At 45.0% G+C, this 17,826-nt stretch carries 18 protein-coding genes; 15 read left to right on the forward strand and 3 right to left on the reverse strand.

The genetic code is table 11. The annotated features are described in order from the left end of the window. Window positions 1–174: 174 nt before the first annotated feature. From ICE94_RS06840 to cobA, 14 genes are all read left to right on the forward strand, one after another. On the forward strand, window positions 175–1,179 hold the full coding sequence (locus ICE94_RS06840) for a sulfate ABC transporter substrate-binding protein (RefSeq protein WP_216150151.1): 1,005 nt from the start codon (window positions 175–177) through the stop codon (window positions 1,177–1,179). A 154-nt stretch (window positions 1,180–1,333) separates the two neighbouring features. After that, window positions 1,334–2,173, forward strand: coding sequence for a sulfate ABC transporter permease subunit CysT (cysT, locus tag ICE94_RS06845; protein WP_216150153.1), 840 nt, complete (start codon window positions 1,334–1,336; stop codon window positions 2,171–2,173). After that, complete coding sequence (gene cysW / locus ICE94_RS06850; protein WP_216150155.1) at window positions 2,170–3,060, forward strand: sulfate ABC transporter permease subunit CysW; 891 nt, start codon at window positions 2,170–2,172, stop codon at window positions 3,058–3,060. Before cysT ends, cysW begins: the two co-directional genes overlap by 4 nt. Then, the gene (locus tag ICE94_RS06855) at window positions 3,057–4,151 is read left to right on the forward strand and encodes a sulfate/molybdate ABC transporter ATP-binding protein (RefSeq protein ID WP_216150157.1); all 1,095 of its coding nucleotides are present in this window, start codon (window positions 3,057–3,059) and stop codon (window positions 4,149–4,151) included. Before cysW ends, ICE94_RS06855 begins: the two co-directional genes overlap by 4 nt. Next, window positions 4,148–5,089 (forward strand): CysB family HTH-type transcriptional regulator, encoded by a 942-nt coding sequence (locus tag ICE94_RS06860; RefSeq protein WP_216150159.1) that lies wholly within the window; start codon window positions 4,148–4,150, stop codon window positions 5,087–5,089. Before ICE94_RS06855 ends, ICE94_RS06860 begins: the two co-directional genes overlap by 4 nt. A 9-nt stretch (window positions 5,090–5,098) precedes the next feature. Beyond that, the gene (locus ICE94_RS06865) at window positions 5,099–6,085 is read left to right on the forward strand and encodes a sulfate ABC transporter substrate-binding protein (protein WP_216150161.1); all 987 of its coding nucleotides are present in this window, start codon (window positions 5,099–5,101) and stop codon (window positions 6,083–6,085) included. Further along, window positions 6,086–6,361: a hypothetical protein gene (locus ICE94_RS06870; RefSeq protein WP_216150163.1), complete on the forward strand. Its 276-nt coding sequence runs from the start codon at window positions 6,086–6,088 to the stop codon at window positions 6,359–6,361. A gap of 274 nt (window positions 6,362–6,635) precedes the next feature. Beyond that, on the forward strand, window positions 6,636–7,412 hold the full coding sequence (locus ICE94_RS06875; RefSeq protein WP_216150165.1) for a ferredoxin--NADP reductase: 777 nt from the start codon (window positions 6,636–6,638) through the stop codon (window positions 7,410–7,412). 3 nt (window positions 7,413–7,415) lie between these two features. Further along, a complete protein-coding gene (locus ICE94_RS06880) occupies window positions 7,416–9,128 on the forward strand; it encodes a nitrite/sulfite reductase (RefSeq protein ID WP_216150167.1) in 1,713 nt (570 codons plus the stop codon). Next, the gene (locus tag ICE94_RS06885; RefSeq protein WP_216150169.1) at window positions 9,121–9,660 is read left to right on the forward strand and encodes a DUF934 domain-containing protein; all 540 of its coding nucleotides are present in this window, start codon (window positions 9,121–9,123) and stop codon (window positions 9,658–9,660) included. The genes ICE94_RS06880 and ICE94_RS06885 overlap by 8 nt, the downstream gene beginning before the upstream one ends. Next, window positions 9,657–10,388 (forward strand): phosphoadenylyl-sulfate reductase, encoded by a 732-nt coding sequence (locus ICE94_RS06890; protein WP_216150171.1) that lies wholly within the window; start codon window positions 9,657–9,659, stop codon window positions 10,386–10,388. Before ICE94_RS06885 ends, ICE94_RS06890 begins: the two co-directional genes overlap by 4 nt. Window positions 10,389–10,396: 8 nt before the next feature. Beyond that, complete coding sequence (gene cysD / locus ICE94_RS06895) at window positions 10,397–11,326, forward strand: sulfate adenylyltransferase subunit CysD (RefSeq protein ID WP_216150173.1); 930 nt, start codon at window positions 10,397–10,399, stop codon at window positions 11,324–11,326. Continuing rightward, window positions 11,326–12,651 carry a sulfate adenylyltransferase subunit 1 gene (locus ICE94_RS06900; protein ID WP_216150175.1) on the forward strand — a complete coding sequence of 442 codons (1,326 nt, stop codon included), beginning with the start codon at window positions 11,326–11,328 and terminating at the stop codon, window positions 12,649–12,651. Before cysD ends, ICE94_RS06900 begins: the two co-directional genes overlap by 1 nt. Continuing rightward, window positions 12,651–13,409 (forward strand): uroporphyrinogen-III C-methyltransferase, encoded by a 759-nt coding sequence (gene cobA / locus ICE94_RS06905; protein WP_216150177.1) that lies wholly within the window; start codon window positions 12,651–12,653, stop codon window positions 13,407–13,409. The genes ICE94_RS06900 and cobA overlap by 1 nt, the downstream gene beginning before the upstream one ends. Here the strand turns inward: cobA and ICE94_RS06910 are convergent. The 3 genes from ICE94_RS06910 to ICE94_RS06920 all read right to left on the reverse strand — a co-directional run bounded on the left by ICE94_RS06910 (window position 13,332) and on the right by ICE94_RS06920 (window position 16,587). Beyond that, window positions 13,332–13,700 carry a sirohydrochlorin chelatase gene (locus ICE94_RS06910; RefSeq protein ID WP_216150179.1) on the reverse strand — a complete coding sequence of 123 codons (369 nt, stop codon included), beginning with the start codon at window positions 13,698–13,700 and terminating at the stop codon, window positions 13,332–13,334. The two genes, cobA and ICE94_RS06910, sit on opposite strands and share 78 nt — an antisense overlap. A gap of 91 nt (window positions 13,701–13,791) precedes the next feature. Then, window positions 13,792–15,939 (reverse strand): catalase/peroxidase HPI, encoded by a 2,148-nt coding sequence (gene katG / locus ICE94_RS06915; protein WP_216150181.1) that lies wholly within the window; start codon window positions 15,937–15,939, stop codon window positions 13,792–13,794. Between the two features lie 318 nt (window positions 15,940–16,257). Then, window positions 16,258–16,587, reverse strand: coding sequence for a YnfA family protein (locus ICE94_RS06920; RefSeq protein WP_216150183.1), 330 nt, complete (start codon window positions 16,585–16,587; stop codon window positions 16,258–16,260). Window positions 16,588–16,714: 127 nt separating this feature from the next. Between ICE94_RS06920 and ICE94_RS06925 the strand changes: the two genes are divergently transcribed. Next, window positions 16,715–17,809, forward strand: coding sequence for an alkene reductase (locus tag ICE94_RS06925; protein WP_216150185.1), 1,095 nt, complete (start codon window positions 16,715–16,717; stop codon window positions 17,807–17,809). The last annotated feature ends 17 nt before the right edge of the window (window positions 17,810–17,826 follow it).

A 17,826-nucleotide genomic window follows, 5' to 3' on the forward strand; every position in this document is an offset into this window, starting at 1 on the left:
CCGTAATTTAACATTTTCTATTCACTAAATGCAAATCCTTAAGTGAGACCTCATTCAGGTTGCGATTAATAGGCCTATATCAAAATTTCGACTATTTAAAGCACTTTTTCTTAGTTCCCTAGAGTTTCTCTTACCACTACATTGCAAGTTCAGAATTTAGAAAGTGAGAAAAACATGAGAAACAGATCGATAAACCGTTTATTTGTAGCAATAGCTTTATCAGTCGGCATTGTCTTGCCTAGCTTTGGTCAAGCAGTAATCACGAATGTATCGTATGACCCCACCCGAGAGTTTTACCAAGACTACAACAAGGCGTTTGCAGCGCATTGGAAAAAAACATCAGGTCAAGATGTGCAGTTCAAACAATCCCACGGTGGCTCTGGTAAACAGGCGCGCGCAGTCATAGACGGTTTGGAGGCCGATGTTGTAACACTCGCCTTGGCTTATGACGTCGATATTCTTGCGGAGAAGGATCTCATCCCTAAGGATTGGCAAAAACGTTTGAAGCACAACTCTGCACCCTACACATCAACCATTGTTTTTCTAGTTCGCAAAGGTAATCCTAAAGGAATCAAAGATTGGAATGATTTGGCCAAGCTGGGTGTCGATGTGGTGACGCCTAACCCTAAAACCTCGGGTGGAGCCCGCTGGAATTACCTGGCAGCTTGGGCTTATGCCTTGAAGCAACCGGGTGGTAGCGATAAAACAGCTCGTGATTTTGTCAAAAAACTGTATGCGAACGTCAAAGTACTTGATTCCGGTGCGCGAGGTTCTTTAACCACTTTTGCTGAGCGTGGGGTGGGGGATGTCTTTATATCTTGGGAAAATGAGGCATTCTTGGCGGTCAAAGAGCTAGGACCCGATAAGTTCGAGCTCGTGACACCTTCTTTATCTATCTTGGCTGAGCCACCGGTCACGATCGTCGATAAGAACGTTGATAAAAAAGGTACTCGTAAAGTTGCTACTGCCTATCTAGACTATCTATATTCTCCAGAAGGACAAGATCTTGCTGGTAAACATTACTATCGCCCGATTGATCCGAAGGTAGCAGCTAAATACTCTAGCCAGTTTGCTAAGGTCAAGTTATTTAAGATTGATGAAGTTTTTGGCGGTTGGCAAAAAGCCCAAAAAACTCACTTCAGTGATGGGGGCGTGTTCGATCAGATCATTGTGAAATAAGTTTCTCTTTGGCTCTGACTCCTCCTAGTCTGACCATCACCGCCCGGAATCCGGGCGGTTTTTTCTTGATTTGCCGTCTATAGTCGTTTTTCTTATAAGCAAATGACCATTTATTGGTTCACTTCTCCTCAATTCGTTTCTAGACTCACGGTCTATGACTATTTTGAAGAAAAATCAGATATTTCCGGGCTTTAACCTATCCTTAGGTTACACCCTGGTCTATTTGTCCCTGATTGTTTTGATTCCTCTGTCTGCCGTGGTATTCAAGTCCTCCCAATTGGGTTGGTCTGGATTCTGGGAGACAGTCACAGCCCCTCGTGTAGTTGCTTCTTACCAACTGAGCTTTGGTCTAGCATTGATTGCTGGTTTGATTAATGCAGTTTTTGGCCTCATCTTTGCCTGGGTTTTAGTGCGTTATAGTTTTTTTGGTAAGAGCCTGATTGATGCCCTGGTGGACTTGCCGTTTGCATTGCCAACGGCTGTTACAGGCATTGCCTTGACTGCTTTATATGCAAAAAATGGCTGGATTGGACAATACTTAGAACCCTTGGGGATCAAGGTGGCATTTACCCCCTTGGGTATCTTGATTGCACTTATTTTTATTGGCTTGCCTTTTGTAGTGAGGACAGTGCAGCCGATTCTTGAAGATCTCGAGGCTGAGTTAGAAGAAGCATCTGCTAGTTTGGGTGCCAATCGTTGGCAAACATTTCGTTTAGTTGTCTTCCCAATCTTGTTGCCAGCTCTTTTAACTGGTTATGCCCTCGCATTCGCTCGTGCCGTAGGTGAGTATGGCTCAGTCATCTTTATTGCAGGCAATATCCCGATGGTTTCAGAAATTACTCCTTTGATGATTATCACTAAGCTTGAACAGTATGACTATGCCGGAGCTACTGCAATCGCAGTAGTGATGTTACTCATTTCTTTACTCTTGCTTCTGGCAATCAATGGTTTGCAGGCCTGGACTGCAAAGCGTACAGGTCGGAGTCGTGTATGAGTATTTTGATAACGACCCCTACCCGTTTTGAGGCGAGCCAGGCAACTCGGGAGCCACGTTGGTTGAAGTACACCTTCATTACTATTTCGCTCCTATTTTTTGCTGTTTTTTTACTCATGCCATTGTTGGCTGTCTTTGTGGAAGCTTTACGTAAAGGCTGGTCGGTTTATTTGCACGCAATTGTTGAGCCAGATGCTTTAGCTGCCATTCGCTTAACACTCATTGCGGCACTTATTTCTGTCCCCCTCAATCTAATCTTTGGGGTTGCGGCTGCTTGGGCAATTACCAAGTTTGATTTCAAAGGTAAGCATATTTTGATTACCCTGATTGATTTACCCTTCTCGGTCTCACCGGTGATTGCAGGTCTCATTTATGTCTTGGTATTTGGTGCGCAAGGTTGGTTGGGGCCGTGGCTGCAGGAGCATGACATCAAAATCATCTTTGCTATTCCAGGCATAGTCTTAGCTACTATTTTTGTTACCTTCCCATTTGTGGCGCGTGAGCTTATTCCTCTGATGGAGGCACAAGGTCGTGAAGAGGAGGAAGCTGCAACTGTACTGGGTGCTAATGGGTGGCAAACATTTTGGAAAGTCACATTGCCAAATATTAAATGGGGTTTGCTCTATGGTGTAGTGCTCTGTAATGCACGCGCTATGGGTGAGTTTGGAGCTGTATCAGTCGTATCAGGTCATATTCGAGGCTTTACAAACACCATCCCTTTGCATGTAGAAATTTTATATAACGAATATAACTTTGCCGCCGCTTTTGCCGTAGCTTCAATTCTGGCTCTATTGGCGCTATTAACGCTTGTTATCAAAACTTATGTGGAATGGCGTTTACGTCGCGAGACCCATCCTAGCCCGATTATTGAAGGACAGTACTCATGAGTATCGAAGTAAAAAATATTAATAAAAAATTTGGCAACTTTACTGCCCTAGATAATGTCTCTCTAGAGTTCCCAAGTGGTGAGCTAGTCGCATTACTGGGACCCTCAGGATGTGGTAAGACAACATTGCTAAGAATTATTGCCGGTTTAGAGACCACTGATAGTGGCGAAGTTATTTTGGATGGGGTTGATGCATCAGGTACCCATGTTAGAGATCGTCAAGTTGGCTTTGTATTCCAGCACTATGCACTCTTTAGACATATGACCGTATTTGATAACGTTGCCTTTGGTCTGCGTGTCAAAGATAAAAAAGAGCGTTTGAGTGAAAAAGAAATTGCAGAAAAAGTACATAGCTTGCTGAACTTGGTGCAACTAGATTGGTTACATGATCGCTTCCCAGCGCAGCTCTCGGGTGGGCAACGTCAGCGAATTGCACTTGCACGAGCTTTAGCTGTTGAGCCCAAAGTTTTATTGCTTGATGAGCCTTTTGGTGCTCTAGATGCCAAAGTACGTAAAGAACTACGGCGTTGGCTACGTAAATTACATGATGAACTCCATATCACCTCAATTTTTGTGACACATGATCAAGAGGAGGCGCTGGAGGTTGCAGATCGTGTTGTTTTGATGAATAAAGGACATATCGAACAAATAGGGAGTCCAGACGAGGTATATGACAATCCAGCGACACCATTTGTGTATGGGTTTTTGGGTAATGTGAACTTATTTCATGGGCGTGTTGATGGTCAACATATCCAGGTGGGTGAGCACAGTTTGCAGTCTACAGATGCTAATTTTGCTGAGGGTACTTCAGTGATTGCATTTGCGCGCCCGCATGAACTTGACATTGTCGATAAAGACTCTCGTGCCGATGGTGTGGTTGCAAAGATTGATCGAATCTTATCTTTTGGCGTCAATTCTAGAATTGAATTATCTGCCTTAGAAGGTTCATCTGAAGATGGTTTGCCGCAGCACTTTGAAGTCGAGTTACCACGTTCTGAAGTACTCAATCGTGGTTTATCAGATGGCTTGGAAGTGCGTATTGTGCCGTCTCAATTAAAAGTTTTTGAAAAGCCTGAAGGTTTGCGCCCATGAACTTTCAGCAACTGCGCATCATCCGTGAAACGGTACGCTGTAATTACAATCTGACCGAGGTCGGTAATGCTTTATATACCTCCCAATCTGGTGTTAGTAAGCATATTAAGGATCTCGAAGATGAGTTGGGTGTGGAATTATTTGTACGTAAGGGTAAGCGTCTCTTAGGGCTGACTGAACCCGGTAAAGAGTTGCTGAATATTGTTGAGCGAATACTCTTAGATGCAAAAAATATTAAACAACTCGCTGATCAATTTAGTCAAAGGGACCAAGGGCAGTTAACGATAGCAACGACTCATACGCAAGCGCGTTATGCGCTACCTCATGTGATTCAGCAATTCAAGGCCGCATTTCCTAAAGTGCATCTAGCGCTTTATCAAGGTAGTCCTGAGGAAATTGTGGAGTTGCTCGCAGATGGTCGGGCTGATATTGGCATTGCTACCGAGGCCATCGATAACAGTGCTGAATTAGTTAGTTTTCCTTACTATAGTTGGCATCACGCAGTGATTGTTCCGAAAGGGCATGCCTTAGAAAAAGTGCCTAAGCCCAGCCTTGAGGATATTGCGGAATATCCGATCATTACTTATCACGACGGTTTCACGGGCCGTAAGAAAATTGACCAAGCTTTTTTAAAAGCAGAAATAACACCAGACATTATTCTCTCAGCCCTAGATGCTGATGTGATTAAAACTTATGTGGAGTTAGGTATTGGTATTGGAGTGCTAGCTTCGGTGGCATATCAAAAAGAACGTGATATACAACTCACCCTTTTAAATAGTAATCACTTATTTGAACAAAACGTAACAAAAATTGCGATTCGGCGAGGCCATTTTCTAAGAGGCTTTGCCTACCGTTTTTTAGAGTTGTGTTCGCCAGAGCTCTCAGAAGAAGTGGTGCGTCTAGCACTAAACCCCATCGATCAAACTCAACTAGATTAGGAAGACATCATGAAAAAAGTATGGTTATCACTATTGGTATTCGTGTCGGTTACAGCATCTGCACAGACGACTCTTTTGAATGTTTCATATGATGTATCTCGCGAGTTATATAAAGATATTAACTCCTCATTTATTGGACATTGGAAGGTTAAAACTGGGGAGCTAGTGACTGTTAATCAATCACATGGTGGTTCCAGTAAGCAGGCGGGCGCTGTAATCGGTGGCTTAGAGGCTGATGTGATTACGATGAATCAAGCGCCTGACATAGATATTTTAGTAGAGCGCGGCGGTCTGGTACGCTCTGATTGGCGTAAGGCTTTCCCGCATGATGCAAGCCCTTATTCTTCCGTAACCATATTTTTGGTTAGAAAAGGAAACCCCAAGAAGATTAAGGATTGGTCAGATTTGACGCGCGATGGGTTACAGGTAATTGTGCCCAATCCAAAAACCTCTGGAAATGGTCGTTATACCTATCTAGCAGCTTATGGTTTCGCATTACAAAAGACTAAGAGTGAAGCTCAGGCTAAAGAGTTTGTTAGAAAGTTATTTTCTAATGTGCCAGTTTTAGATGGTGGTGGCAGAGGTGCAACTACTACATTTACACAACGAGGTATTGGCGATGTGTTGGTGACCTTCGAGAATGAGGCTTCTTTGATCGAGCAGGAAGTAGGTAAAGGTCAGTTTGAGGTTGTTTATCCATCTCTCACGATTGAAGCCCCTGCGCCGGTTGCGATTGTTGAAAAAGTAGTTGCTAAAAAAGGTACTCAAAAACAGGCCAAGGCTTATTTAGATTATCTCTATACAGAGGCAGCCCAAGAAATTATTGCCAAGCATAATTTTCGTCCTCGCCATCCCGGTATTGCTAAGAAGTACGCAAAAGATTTTCCAGCAATTAAAACCTTCACAGTTGAAAGCCAGCTAGGTGGTTGGGCGAAAGTTCAAAAAGAACATTTCGCCGACGGTGGCATTTACGATCAAATTGTGATTAAGAAGTAAATGTCTAAATCCCTTGTATTGGGTTTGAGGGCGAGGCAGCGCCCGGATTTAAGTCTGATTCAAGCTAACCTTGAGCCATTGAATCCGGGACTGACTTGTCAGTGGCTTAGGGTTTCTCCGCTTGATATTGACTCAGTCGGTGAATCGATTTTTGCTCTTGATATCCAAAACTTGAGTTGCCCAGTTTCTGCTTTGATGGGGCATTTGCAAAGCATGGGGTACAGCGTTTCTTTACTCAAAAACGAAGCCAGTCAAATACCCTGTATTTTTAGTTAAGGTATTGATTTAATTGATTAAAATTTAATAATAATCTTATTATATTGAGTTATATAAAAACAATTAAATATTATTTTACGTAATAAAAAGCCCTCTATATAGTCATGGTTCATTTATAAGAGCAGTCAAGATTGAGCCATGACAGTCATCGGAAAAATTGAATATTTAATTAACAGAACAATCCCCCATATCCATTGGAGTCAAGCGATTGACTCAATGTGGGCACTCTCGTATGACACCCCATCGCTTAATTTTTGATTAGTAAAGATTCAATATGGCAACTTACACCAAAGAAAAAGTTCTCAGCGTGCATCACTGGAATGACACGCTCTTTAGTTTCAAAACGACACGTCAGACTGGCTTACGTTTTCGTAATGGTCATTTTTTAATGATTGGTTTAGAGGTCGAAGGCAAACCTTTGGCACGCGCTTACAGTGTAGCTAGTGCTAACTATGAAGAACATCTTGAATTCTTAAGTATCAAAGTCGAGAACGGACCTCTCACATCTCGCCTACAAAAAATTCAAGAAGGAGATGAGATTCTGGTGAGTCAAAAATCAGTAGGGACACTGGTGCTCGATGATTTAAAACCAGGTAAACACTTGTATTTATTTTCAACAGGGACTGGTTTAGCGCCATTCATGAGCATTATTCGGGATCCTGAGACCTATGAGCGTTTTGAAAAAGTGATCTTGGTTCACGGAGTGCGTTTGGTGAGTGAGTTGGCCTATGAGGATTTCATTCGCAACACCCTGCCTCATGATGAATATCTTGGCGAGTGGGTGCGAGACAAGCTGATCTATTACCCCACGGTCACTCGCGAAGCATTCAAGCACACGGGGCGCTTAACGCAAGCCATTGAGAATGGCCAAATGTTTGAAGATATTGGTTTACCACCCTTAGACCCCACTCAAGACCGTGCCATGATCTGTGGCAGCCCATCGATGTTGAAAGAGTTGTCACAGATGTTAGATGCTCGAGGCTTTCAGGTGTCTAGTGGTTTAGGTCAGCAAGGCGATTACGTCTTTGAGCGTGCTTTTGTGGAGAGTTAAGCGATGTATCAGTATCAAGCGATCGATCAACAACTCGTCAATGAGCGCGTTGCACAATTTAAGGATCAGGTAGAGCGCCGTCTAACTGGCGCTTTGCCAGAAGATGAGTTCAGACCTTTGCGTTTACAAAATGGCTTGTATTTACAACGCCACGCCTATATGTTGCGTATTGCCATTCCCTATGGCTTGTTTAATAGCCAGCAAATGCGTATGTTTGCCCAAATCGCGGATCAATATGATCGCGGCTATGGCCATTTCACAACACGACAGAATATTCAGTTCAATTGGCTCAAGCTAGAAGATACTCCCCAAATTTTGGCAGATTTGGCCAGTGTGCAAATGCATGCCATACAAACTTCAGGAAACTGTGTACGTAACATCACCAGTGATCCATTAGCAGGTGTTGCTGCTGATGAGATTGTCGATCCAAGACCCGTTTGTGAATTACTCAGACAGTGGTCAACTCTGCATCCTGAGTTTGCATTTTTACCAAGAAAATTCAAGATTGCAGTCAGTGCAGCAAAAGAAGATCGCGCGATTGTGGCGGCCCATGATTTGGGAATCTATTTACATAAAAATGCGACAGGCGATTTATTAGCTGATATTTTGGTCGGTGGTGGTATGGGGCGCACACCGATTATTGGTACTGTGATCAAAAAAGATTTACCATGGCAAGAGCTACCTAACTATATCTCGGCTGTATTGCGTGTTTACAACTTGCATGGGCGGCGCGATAACCTATATAAAGCACGTATCAAAATTCTGCTCAAAGCCTTAGGTGTAGAAGAATTCACCAGGCAAGTAGCAGAAGAATATACCCATTGGGATGGAGGTCCAGAGACCTTTACAGCAAGGGAGTGGCAGCGTGTTGCACAGTATTTTGTCAAGCCCACCTATAAAACACTGAGTGCTATTTCTGAGGAAGAGCTACGTGCTGCTGCTCCTGAGAACGAAAGAAAGACTTTCACACGCTGGCTAGAAAGAAATGTGAAGAGTCATCAAATGGCAGGTTATGCAAGTGTCTTCTTATCTTTAAAGCCACACGGCACAGTCGCTCCAGGCGATATTGATTCGGGTCAAATGCGCGCCATTGCCGATCTAGCTGATGAATATAGCCTGGGTTTGATTCGTTCTACTCACGAGCAAAACTTAGTATTGGCTGATGTAGAGCAGTCTCGCTTGTATGAGTTATGGCAAAAAGCCAAAGCTTTAGGTTTAGCTTTGCCGAATATCGGCTTATTAACTGACATCATTGCTTGCCCAGGGGGTGATTTTTGCTCACTAGCCAATGCTAAGTCGATTCCGATAGCCAATGACATTCAAAAGCGCTTTGATGATTTGGACTATTTATTTGATATTGGTGATATCACGCTGAACATCTCTGGCTGTATTAATTCTTGTGGGCATCATCATGTGGGCAATATTGGTATCTTGGGGGTCGATAAGGACGGTCAAGAGTGGTACCAGGTGACATTGGGTGGTGAACAAGGGCTCAATGCCAAGATCGGTAAAGTGATTGGCCCCTCATTTTTTGCAAGCGATATGCCCGATGTGGTTTCTGATTTGATTGCTGTTTACGCCGAATCACGCCATGCAGATGAGGCTTTCATTGACACAGTGCAACGCATTGGGATTGAGCCATTCAAGACTCGGGTGTATGCCAATAAAGAAAAAAAAGAAAAACATAAAAATACGGGAGAAGACGCTTATGCCTAAATTAATACGCTACCCGAAAGGACAGGCGGTCAGTGTGCTCGATGATGAGTGGCAGGTTCTCGCGATTGATGCCACTGAGCCTGGATTAGAGGGAAAAATCTTAATTCCATTTCGTTTATGGTTAAGTCATGCGAGTGATCTAGCCTATCAAGAAAAAGCATTAGCAGGACATCTAGGCGTTTGGTTTGAAAGTGACGCTGATATCTTGGCGCACCGTGAAATCATCTTGGCAGGCTTGAAATTATGGCCATTGGTGGCCATCGATTTCCCCATCTTCCGTGATGGTCGCGGCTTTAGTACGGCAGCCTTACTGCGTGAGCGTTTTGGCTGGAAAGGCGAATTACGAGCTATCGGTGATGTTCTAATTGATCAGCTATTGCAATTGGCTAAAGTCGGTTTTGATGGTTTTGTATTGCGTGCAGATCAGCAATTAGAGACTGCCTTGCGTCAGTTTGATCTCTTTGAACATCGTCTGCAAAACGATTGGCGGGCACAACGTTCACAGTTGACTAATTTGGGAACTAGCGTATGACATTGGCTGCCCCAATTCTCTGGAAAATACCTCAGACACATGTTTCTCTTGAACGCTTGGAGGCCTTGAAGAATCAGCTCGATCAACGCCTTACTGAGATTGTCAGTCGCTTTAAAGATGTACGTTTTGCAACCAGTTTGGCTGCTGAAGATATGGCAGTGACTGATGGGATTGCCAGGGTAGCTACAAGTATTCAGCTATTTACCCTAGATACGGGTCGATTGCATGCAGAGACTCTGGCCATGGCCGATCGTGTCCAATCGCATTACCAATTAAAAATCAAACATGTTTCACCCTCAGCTGAGACAGTCACTCAGTTGGTTAATGACTATGGCCTCAATGGTTTTTATGACGGTGAAGAACAGAAAAAAGCTTGTTGCAATATCCGTAAAGTACAGCCTTTAGCGCTCGCCTTATCGGGAGCGCAGGCATGGCTCACAGGGCAAAGACGTAGTCAGGCGGTCACCCGCCAAGAACTTCATTTTGAGGAGTGGGATGACGCTCGCGCTATCGCCAAGTTCAATCCAATTTTTGATTGGAGCGATGAGGATCTCTGGGCCTACACCCAGTGGCAAGCGATTCCCATTCATTCTTTACATCATCAGGGCTACCCTAGTATTGGTTGTGAGCCCTGTACTCGGGCTGTTAAAGAGGGAGAAGATATCAGAGCCGGGCGTTGGTGGTGGCTTTTACAAAACAGTAAAGAGTGCGGTTTACACATTAAATAAAAATAAATATGAGTCAGCTAGAGAGAAAAATACAAAATGAGCATTTAGATTGGCTAGAAGCTGAATCTATTTACATTATTCGTGAGGTCATTGCACAAGCGAGTCGGCCTGCTATGTTGTTTTCGGGTGGTAAAGATTCGATCGTGATGTTTCATTTGGCGCGTAAAGCATTTCGCTTTGGCAATCGACCTATTCAATTACCGTTCCCACTTTTACATATTGATACTGGGCATAACTACCCTGAAGTGATTGCCTTTCGTGATGAGATTGTGGCGCAAACCGGTGTGCAATTGATTGTTGAGTATGTGGAAGATTCGATTGCTAGAGGTAGTGTCAAACTGCGCAAAGCAACTGATTCTAGAAACGCTGCACAGGCTACTACTTTATTGGAAGCGATAGAAAAACATGAGTTTGACGCCTTGATGGGGGGCGCTCGTCGAGATGAAGAAAAGGCGAGAGCTAAAGAGCGAATTTTTTCTTTTCGAGACGAGTTTGGTCAGTGGGATCCAAAAGCGCAACGCCCAGAGTTATGGAATCTTTATAACGCCAGAATCGCCAAAGGCGAGAACATGCGAGTCTTTCCGATCTCTAACTGGACAGAACTTGATATCTGGCAATACATTGCCCGAGAAGAATTGGCTTTACCCAGTATTTATTATGCGCACGAGCGTGAGGTGGTCCAAAAGCAAGGCTTACTAGTGCCAGTAACACCCCTAACACCTAAAGGACCGGAAGACGTGAGTCAAACACTGAGTGTTCGCTTTCGGACTGTGGGGGATATCAGTTGTACTTGCCCTGTACTGAGTGATGCAGATACACCTGAGGCCATTATTGCTGAAACTGCTATTGCTGAAATCACTGAGCGTGGTGCTACACGAATGGATGATCAAACAAGTGAAGCCTCTATGGAGCGTCGTAAAAAGGAAGGATATTTCTGATGACAAATCACACACAACTTTCTCATCAGGCCGGAGTCCTTCGTTTCATTACATGCGGCAGTGTTGATGATGGTAAAAGTACTCTTATTGGGCGTTTGCTCTATGACACTAAAGCGGTGTTGAGTGACCAGTTACAGGCAATTTCTAAAACCAAACATGCACGTGTGACGGCTGCAGATGCTGCTGTGGATTTGGCACTTTTGACTGATGGGCTAGAGGCTGAGCGTGAACAGGGTATTACCATCGATGTGGCCTACCGATATTTTGCGACTGCTAAACGAAAATTCATTGTGGCGGATGCCCCGGGTCATGAACAATACACTCGTAATATGGTCACAGGTGCCTCCCAGGCGGATGTGGCTATTCTATTAGTTGATGCCACGCGTGTGCAGCTTGATACAGAGCCTGCTGCGCTACTGGCACAAACGAAGCGGCATGCCACTATCGTGAAGTTGTTGGGCTTACGTCATATCGCCGTGGCTGTGAATAAGATGGATTTGTTGGATTTTGATGAGGCGATCTTCCACAAAATCTCCTTGGCTATCGAAGACCTAGCCAAGACCCTTGACTTACCAAAGCCTGTAATTTTTCCCGTCTCGGCTTTGTTAGGCGATAACGTGGTGACGCCCTCACAACGCTTTGATTGGTATCAGGGCCCATCATTATTGACTTGGCTTGAGTCTTTGGAAATACAGGCAAGAGCAAGCATTCAGTCTTTGCGTTTGCCAGTTCAGTATGTGGCACGTCAGGATGGTAGCGCTACAGATGATTTCCGCGGGTATTTGGGCAGAGTTGAAAGTGGCCAAATTAAAAAAGGCCAACGCATTACTATTTTGCCTAGTGGCCAAGAGGCAACGGTGGCTCAGATTCATATCTCCAATGGCGCCGCTCACTCAGAGGGGGTTGATCAAGCGGATGCAGGTGATGTGATTGCCTTAAGTTTTGCTGAAGACGTTGATGTTTCAAGAGGTGACATGATTGTGGAGAGTGATCTTAAGTCACTGACTAAACAGATTCAGGCTCATCTCTGTTGGTTGGATACAGAGCCATTGTCTACATCCAGAAAGTATTTGTTGCGTCACACGACCCAAACGGTATTTGCTAAGGTCAAAGCAGTCACTCAAGTCTTTGATGTGCAAACCTTATCGCAACACACGGGTGAACATACACTCACAATGAATGGCATTGGCCAGGTTGAGTTGGTTTTACAAAAGCCAATCATGGCAGATCGTTTTGTAGACTCATTAGCAACAGGATCCTTTGTCTTAATTGATGAGGCAAGCAATCACACTGTGGCTGCAGGCATGATTGTGGAGATTGCCTGATGCAAGCGCCTTTCGGTAAAGTCTATTTAGTCGGTGCTGGCCCTGGTGCGCCAGACTTGATCACGGTTCGTGGAATGCGTTTACTACAGCACGCAGATATTGTTTTGCATGATGCTCTCGTAGATCCTGCAATGTTAGAGTTTTGCCCGCAAGCTGAACATATTCCAGTAGGTAAGCGTTGTGGTAAACATTCAGCGGCGCAGCACTTTATTAATAAGCGTTTGATTGATGCAGCAAAAAAACATCAAATCATTGTCCGACTCAAAGGAGGGGATCCTATGATGTTTGGCCGTGCTGATGAAGAGATTAGTGCTCTAGAAGCCGCAGGGATTGCTGTTGAGGTTGTTCCAGGCATTACTGCAGCCTTAGCCGCCTCAGCAACACTTAGACAATCATTGACCTTAAGAGGGGTGGCGCGCAGCGTTGCATTCTGTACTCAAGTCAAAGCTCAAGACGAAGTCAAAGCGAAGCTACCTGATGCAGATACGATTGTCATCTATATGGGACGTTCGGAAGCCATCACTATTGCTCAAGATTTACTCACTCAAGGCAAAGATGCGCACACTCCAGTACGCATTATTGAAGCAATCAGCACTATTCGTGAGCGCAGTCTAGCGCTGACTCTAGAACAAATGGCTAGAGGCGAAGCGCAGGCTTGGTTCGATACGGATGCGCCAGCTTTACTGCTCGTGGGTGCAGTATTTGGCAATCGCCTGGAGAACTTCGAGACTCTCACCGACAGCCGGCTTTACGCTTAATTGGAGCTGTGGGTTGGCCTGTCGACAAGTTGAAATGATTTTCGGTAGGTCTTCACGGATATGACCCCCTTGGCCAAAAAAAACGGGGATGACAGTAATATTCTCAACCCCTGCCTGAGTCAATTGCGCAACACACTCTGGAAGATTAGGGCTCATGAGTTCTAAAAAAGCGAGTTCTACTATTTGCTGTGGCTCAGTCTCTTTTAAGATTTCTTGTATCTTTAAAAAGGGTTCTTTCCAGCGTGGATCACGTGCGCCATGACCAAATAAGATAAGTGCTTTCTTTTCCATAGGCTCTAGTCTAATCCACTTACTTTGACGAGATCTAAAGATAAAAAAAGAGCCCGCATAGCGGGCTCTTGTCGTTCAACTGCAAGAAAGTTTACTGCTCTAAATCATAGCGATCTGCGTTCATCACTTTGACCCAAGCGGCCACAAAGTCTTGTACAAACTTCTCTTTGTTGTCGTCTTGAGCATAGAGTTCAGCATAGGCTCTTAAGATAGAGTTAGAGCCAAATACCAAATCAACGCGCGTTGCAGTCCACTTGGTTTTACCAGTCTGGCGTTCAACGATGTCGTACTGGTTATAACCATTGGGTTTCCAGCTGTAATTCATATTGGTTAAATTGACAAAGAAGTCATTTGTCAAAGCGCCAACACGGTCTGTGAACACGCCATGCTTGGTACCGCCATGGTTAGTACCTAGAACACGCATGCCACCGACTAGAACGGTCATTTCAGCAGCGGTTAAGCCCATCAACTGTGTGCGGTCGAGCAACATCTCTTCTGGAGAAACGGCATACTCTTTTTTCACCCAGTTACGGAAGCCGTCATGCAATGGCTCGAGCACTGCGAATGACTCACGATCTGTCATTTCAGCAGTAGCATCACCACGACCTGGAGCAAATGGAACTTGAACGTTCACGCCTGCTGCCTTGGCGGCTTCCTCAACACCCATGCTACCGGCCAAGACAATCACGTCAGCGATGCTAGCACCTGTTTCAGCACTGATCTTCTCGTATACAGCTAAGACTTTAGCTAGACGAGCTGGCTCATTGCCTTCCCAGTCTTTCTGAGGGGCTAGACGAATACGTGAACCATTAGCACCACCACGATAGTCAGAACCGCGGAAGGTACGGGCGCTATCCCAAGCAGTGGCTACACGCTCAGTGATCGATAAACCAGCAGCTGCGATCTTAGCTTTCACTGCGGCGACGTCGTAGTCCTTCTTGCCTGCAGGGATTGGATCTTGCCAGATCAAATCTTCTTTTGGAATCTCAGGACCAATATAACGTGTCTTAGGACCCATATCGCGGTGTGTCAACTTGAACCAAGCGCGAGCAAATGTCTGTGCGAAGTAGGCTGGATCTTTATAGAAACGCTCAGAAATCTTGCGATACTCTGGGTCGACCTTCATGGCCATATCAGCGTCAGTCATCATCGGCATCGTACGAATCGATGGATCTTCTACATCCACAGGCATATCTTCTGGCTTCACATTGATAGGACGCCATTGATTAGCACCGGCTGGGCTCTTAGTGAGTTCCCATTCGTAGTTCAACAGGAGATGGAAATAACCGTTATCCCACTTCGTTGGGTTGGTCGTCCATGCACCTTCAAGACCGCTAGTCACTGTGTCGCGACCGATACCACGCGTTTTATGATTCATCCAACCAAAACCTTGTTCATGGATATCTGCGCCTTCAGGCTCTGGACCGAGATTTTCTGCTCTGCCATTACCGTGGGCTTTACCCACTGTGTGGCCGCCCGCGGTCAAGGCGACTGTTTCCTCGTCATTCATCGCCATGCGTGCAAATGTGAGGCGTACATCGTGCGCTGTACGTGCTGGGTCAGGATTGCCGTTCACACCCTGGGGGTTCACGTAGATCAAGCCCATCTGCACAGCTGCTAGAGGATTTTCCAGTGATTGACGATCATCACCCTTATAGCGAGCAGAGCCTAACCATTCTTTTTCATCGCCCCAGTAAATATCTTTTTCTGGGTGCCAAATGTCTTCACGACCGAATGAGAAGCCGTACATCGGTAGACCCATAGATTCATAGGCTACGTTACCTGCCAAAATAAACAAATCAGCCCAGCTGAGTTTGTTACCGTATTTTTTCTTAATCGGCCACAAGAGGCGACGGCCTTTATCGAGGTTGCCGTTATCAGGCCATGAGTTCAGGGGTGCAAAACGTTGTGCACCTGTGCCCGCACCACCACGACCGTCAGCGATACGATAAGTGCCTGCTGCGTGCCATGCCAAACGAATCATCAAACCACCGTAATGACCCCAGTCAGCAGGCCACCAAGGTTGACTATCGGTCATCAAAGCGACGAGGTCGGATTTGACAGCCTTCACATCTAATTTTTTAACTTCTTTGCGGTAGTTAAAACCCTTCAGAGGATTTGTCTTGGTATCGTGCTGATGCAAGATATCCAAATTCAGGGAATTAGGCCACCAAGATACGACTGATTTTTCAGTCGTTGTATGCGCACCGTGCGCTACTGGACACTTACCTGTACTCATCGCTATCTCCTTTTTTAGTTTTACTATTTACTCATCGCCAAGGATTGCCAATAATTGGTCAACTCAGGACTATTTAACAGTTCTTGTAGATACATCATCTGAACCTCCTTCACTGTGTACGTCAAGTGTGTGCCTAAGACAGTGATATATCCAATGAATAAAAACGATGAGATTGATCGATTTTTTAGAACATGAAACCATGTCTAAAAAACGAGATAAATAATTGATTTAAATGAAATTTATAAATATTAGGGTTTGACCTAATGCTAGTGATGAGTGTTAAATCTTAAGAAAAAAATCCACGCGGCACTGGGAACTTTAGCGCGGGTTTTGCAAGGCAATCACTGCCATGCCTGCTAGCGCCAAGGAAGCGCCTAGCAGATCCCATCTACTCCAATGCAAACCATCCACCCAGCGCAGCCACAGCATGGCGACCACGATATACATGCCACCATAAGCTGCGTAAACACGCCCACTGGCGCTTGGATGCAGAGTTAATAAATAAGCAAAAAGAACGAGAACCAGGGTGCCGGGAAGAAGAAGCCAAGGTGTTTGATTTTGTTTTGCAACTAGCCAGAACAAATAGCAACCCACAATTTCTGCGACAGCAGTGATAAAAAATAATCCAGTCAGTTGTAGGGCGCTCATCATGTGTTTGTTTTTCTGAATGACTCCATCCTAACATTGAGGACATGCCTAACGCAGCTTGCCTGAAAAACCTTGGCTTTCAGAGTAAAGTAAGGCCCTGAGAACGAATAAAAAATAAGGAAACACAATGGCTGAAAAACTCTTTACTGCAGGTCATCTTGGCGATATACCTATTCGTAATCGTGTAGTGATGGCTCCTTTAACCAGAATGCGTGCTAATGATGCGGGAGTGCCCAGTGATTTAGCCCCTACTTATTACGCACAGCGCGCGAGTGCTGGCTTGATCATTGCTGAAGCTACCCAAATCTGTGAGTTGGGTAAAGGTTATCCGGCTACCCCCGGTATTCACACTGCAGAACAGGTGAGCGCCTGGAAAAAGGTGACTGATGCTGTGCATGCTGAAGGTGGCAAGATTGTTTTACAGCTATGGCATGTTGGCCGTATTTCACATTCATCATTGCACCCTGAGCAGGGTTTGCCGGTTGCGCCGTCGGCCATCAAGCCGCAAGGGCAGGTCTACACAGCATCTTGGGCCTTGGCTGATTACGAGACGCCACGGGCATTATCTTTGGATGAGATTGCTACGCTTAAGCTAACTTATCTGACAGCAGCCAAGAATGCCAAAGCAGCCGGTTTTGATGGGATAGAACTACACGCAGCGAACGGTTATCTCTTAGATCAGTTCTTGCAAGATGGTAGTAATCAACGTCAAGATCAGTACGGTGGTTCGATTGAAAATCGTTGTCGCTTAGTCTTAGAGATTTTGCAAGAGATCATTCCTGTGTGGGGAAGCGGACGTGTAGGTATTCGCTTATCACCCTATGGTACTTTCAATGACATGAGAGATTCGCAAGCGGTCGATTTATTTAGCTATTTAATCGATCAGTTAAATTCTCTACAGCTTGCCTACTTACATCTCATTGAACCGCGTGCGAGTTCGGCGGGTGGTAATGATGATCTTAACGAAGCTGCGCCGAATGTCAGTCAATTATTTAGAAAGCTTTATCAAGGTGCCGTCATCCTGGCAGGGGGCTTTGATCGGGGGTCAGCGATTGAGGCTGTCAAGCACGGTCAGGCCGATGCGATTGCTTTTGGTAGATTTTTCATTTCTAACCCAGATTTGCCCAAGCGCCTAGAAATCAATGCTGCTCTTCATCCTTATGACCGGGCTACTTTTTATGGTGGCGCAGCCAAGGGTTATACCGATTACGTCACACTTTGATTACAGTTTTGGCATAA

This window comes from Polynucleobacter sp. MWH-Loch1C5 (assembly GCF_018881775.1).
GTDB lineage: Bacteria > Pseudomonadota > Gammaproteobacteria > Burkholderiales > Burkholderiaceae > Polynucleobacter.

Bases quoted from the DNA above. Each gene is read 5' to 3' on its own strand.
- ICE94_RS06840 (WP_216150151.1), top strand. From the start codon at position 175: ATGAGAAACAGATCGATAAACCGTTTATTTGTAGCAATAGCTTTATCA.
- cysT (WP_216150153.1), top strand. From the start codon at position 1,334: ATGACTATTTTGAAGAAAAATCAGATATTTCCGGGCTTTAACCTATCC.
- cysW (WP_216150155.1), top strand. From the start codon at position 2,170: ATGAGTATTTTGATAACGACCCCTACCCGTTTTGAGGCGAGCCAGGCA.
- ICE94_RS06855 (WP_216150157.1), top strand. From the start codon at position 3,057: ATGAGTATCGAAGTAAAAAATATTAATAAAAAATTTGGCAACTTTACT.
- ICE94_RS06860 (WP_216150159.1), top strand. From the start codon at position 4,148: ATGAACTTTCAGCAACTGCGCATCATCCGTGAAACGGTACGCTGTAAT.
- ICE94_RS06865 (WP_216150161.1), top strand. From the start codon at position 5,099: ATGAAAAAAGTATGGTTATCACTATTGGTATTCGTGTCGGTTACAGCA.
- ICE94_RS06870 (WP_216150163.1), top strand. From the start codon at position 6,086: ATGTCTAAATCCCTTGTATTGGGTTTGAGGGCGAGGCAGCGCCCGGAT.
- ICE94_RS06875 (WP_216150165.1), top strand. From the start codon at position 6,636: ATGGCAACTTACACCAAAGAAAAAGTTCTCAGCGTGCATCACTGGAAT.
- ICE94_RS06880 (WP_216150167.1), top strand. From the start codon at position 7,416: ATGTATCAGTATCAAGCGATCGATCAACAACTCGTCAATGAGCGCGTT.
- ICE94_RS06885 (WP_216150169.1), top strand. From the start codon at position 9,121: ATGCCTAAATTAATACGCTACCCGAAAGGACAGGCGGTCAGTGTGCTC.
- ICE94_RS06890 (WP_216150171.1), top strand. From the start codon at position 9,657: ATGACATTGGCTGCCCCAATTCTCTGGAAAATACCTCAGACACATGTT.
- cysD (WP_216150173.1), top strand. From the start codon at position 10,397: ATGAGTCAGCTAGAGAGAAAAATACAAAATGAGCATTTAGATTGGCTA.
- ICE94_RS06900 (WP_216150175.1), top strand. From the start codon at position 11,326: ATGACAAATCACACACAACTTTCTCATCAGGCCGGAGTCCTTCGTTTC.
- cobA (WP_216150177.1), top strand. From the start codon at position 12,651: ATGCAAGCGCCTTTCGGTAAAGTCTATTTAGTCGGTGCTGGCCCTGGT.
- ICE94_RS06910 (WP_216150179.1), bottom strand. From the start codon at position 13,700: ATGGAAAAGAAAGCACTTATCTTATTTGGTCATGGCGCACGTGATCCA.
- katG (WP_216150181.1), bottom strand. From the start codon at position 15,939: ATGAGTACAGGTAAGTGTCCAGTAGCGCACGGTGCGCATACAACGACT.
- ICE94_RS06920 (WP_216150183.1), bottom strand. From the start codon at position 16,587: ATGAGCGCCCTACAACTGACTGGATTATTTTTTATCACTGCTGTCGCA.
- ICE94_RS06925 (WP_216150185.1), top strand. From the start codon at position 16,715: ATGGCTGAAAAACTCTTTACTGCAGGTCATCTTGGCGATATACCTATT.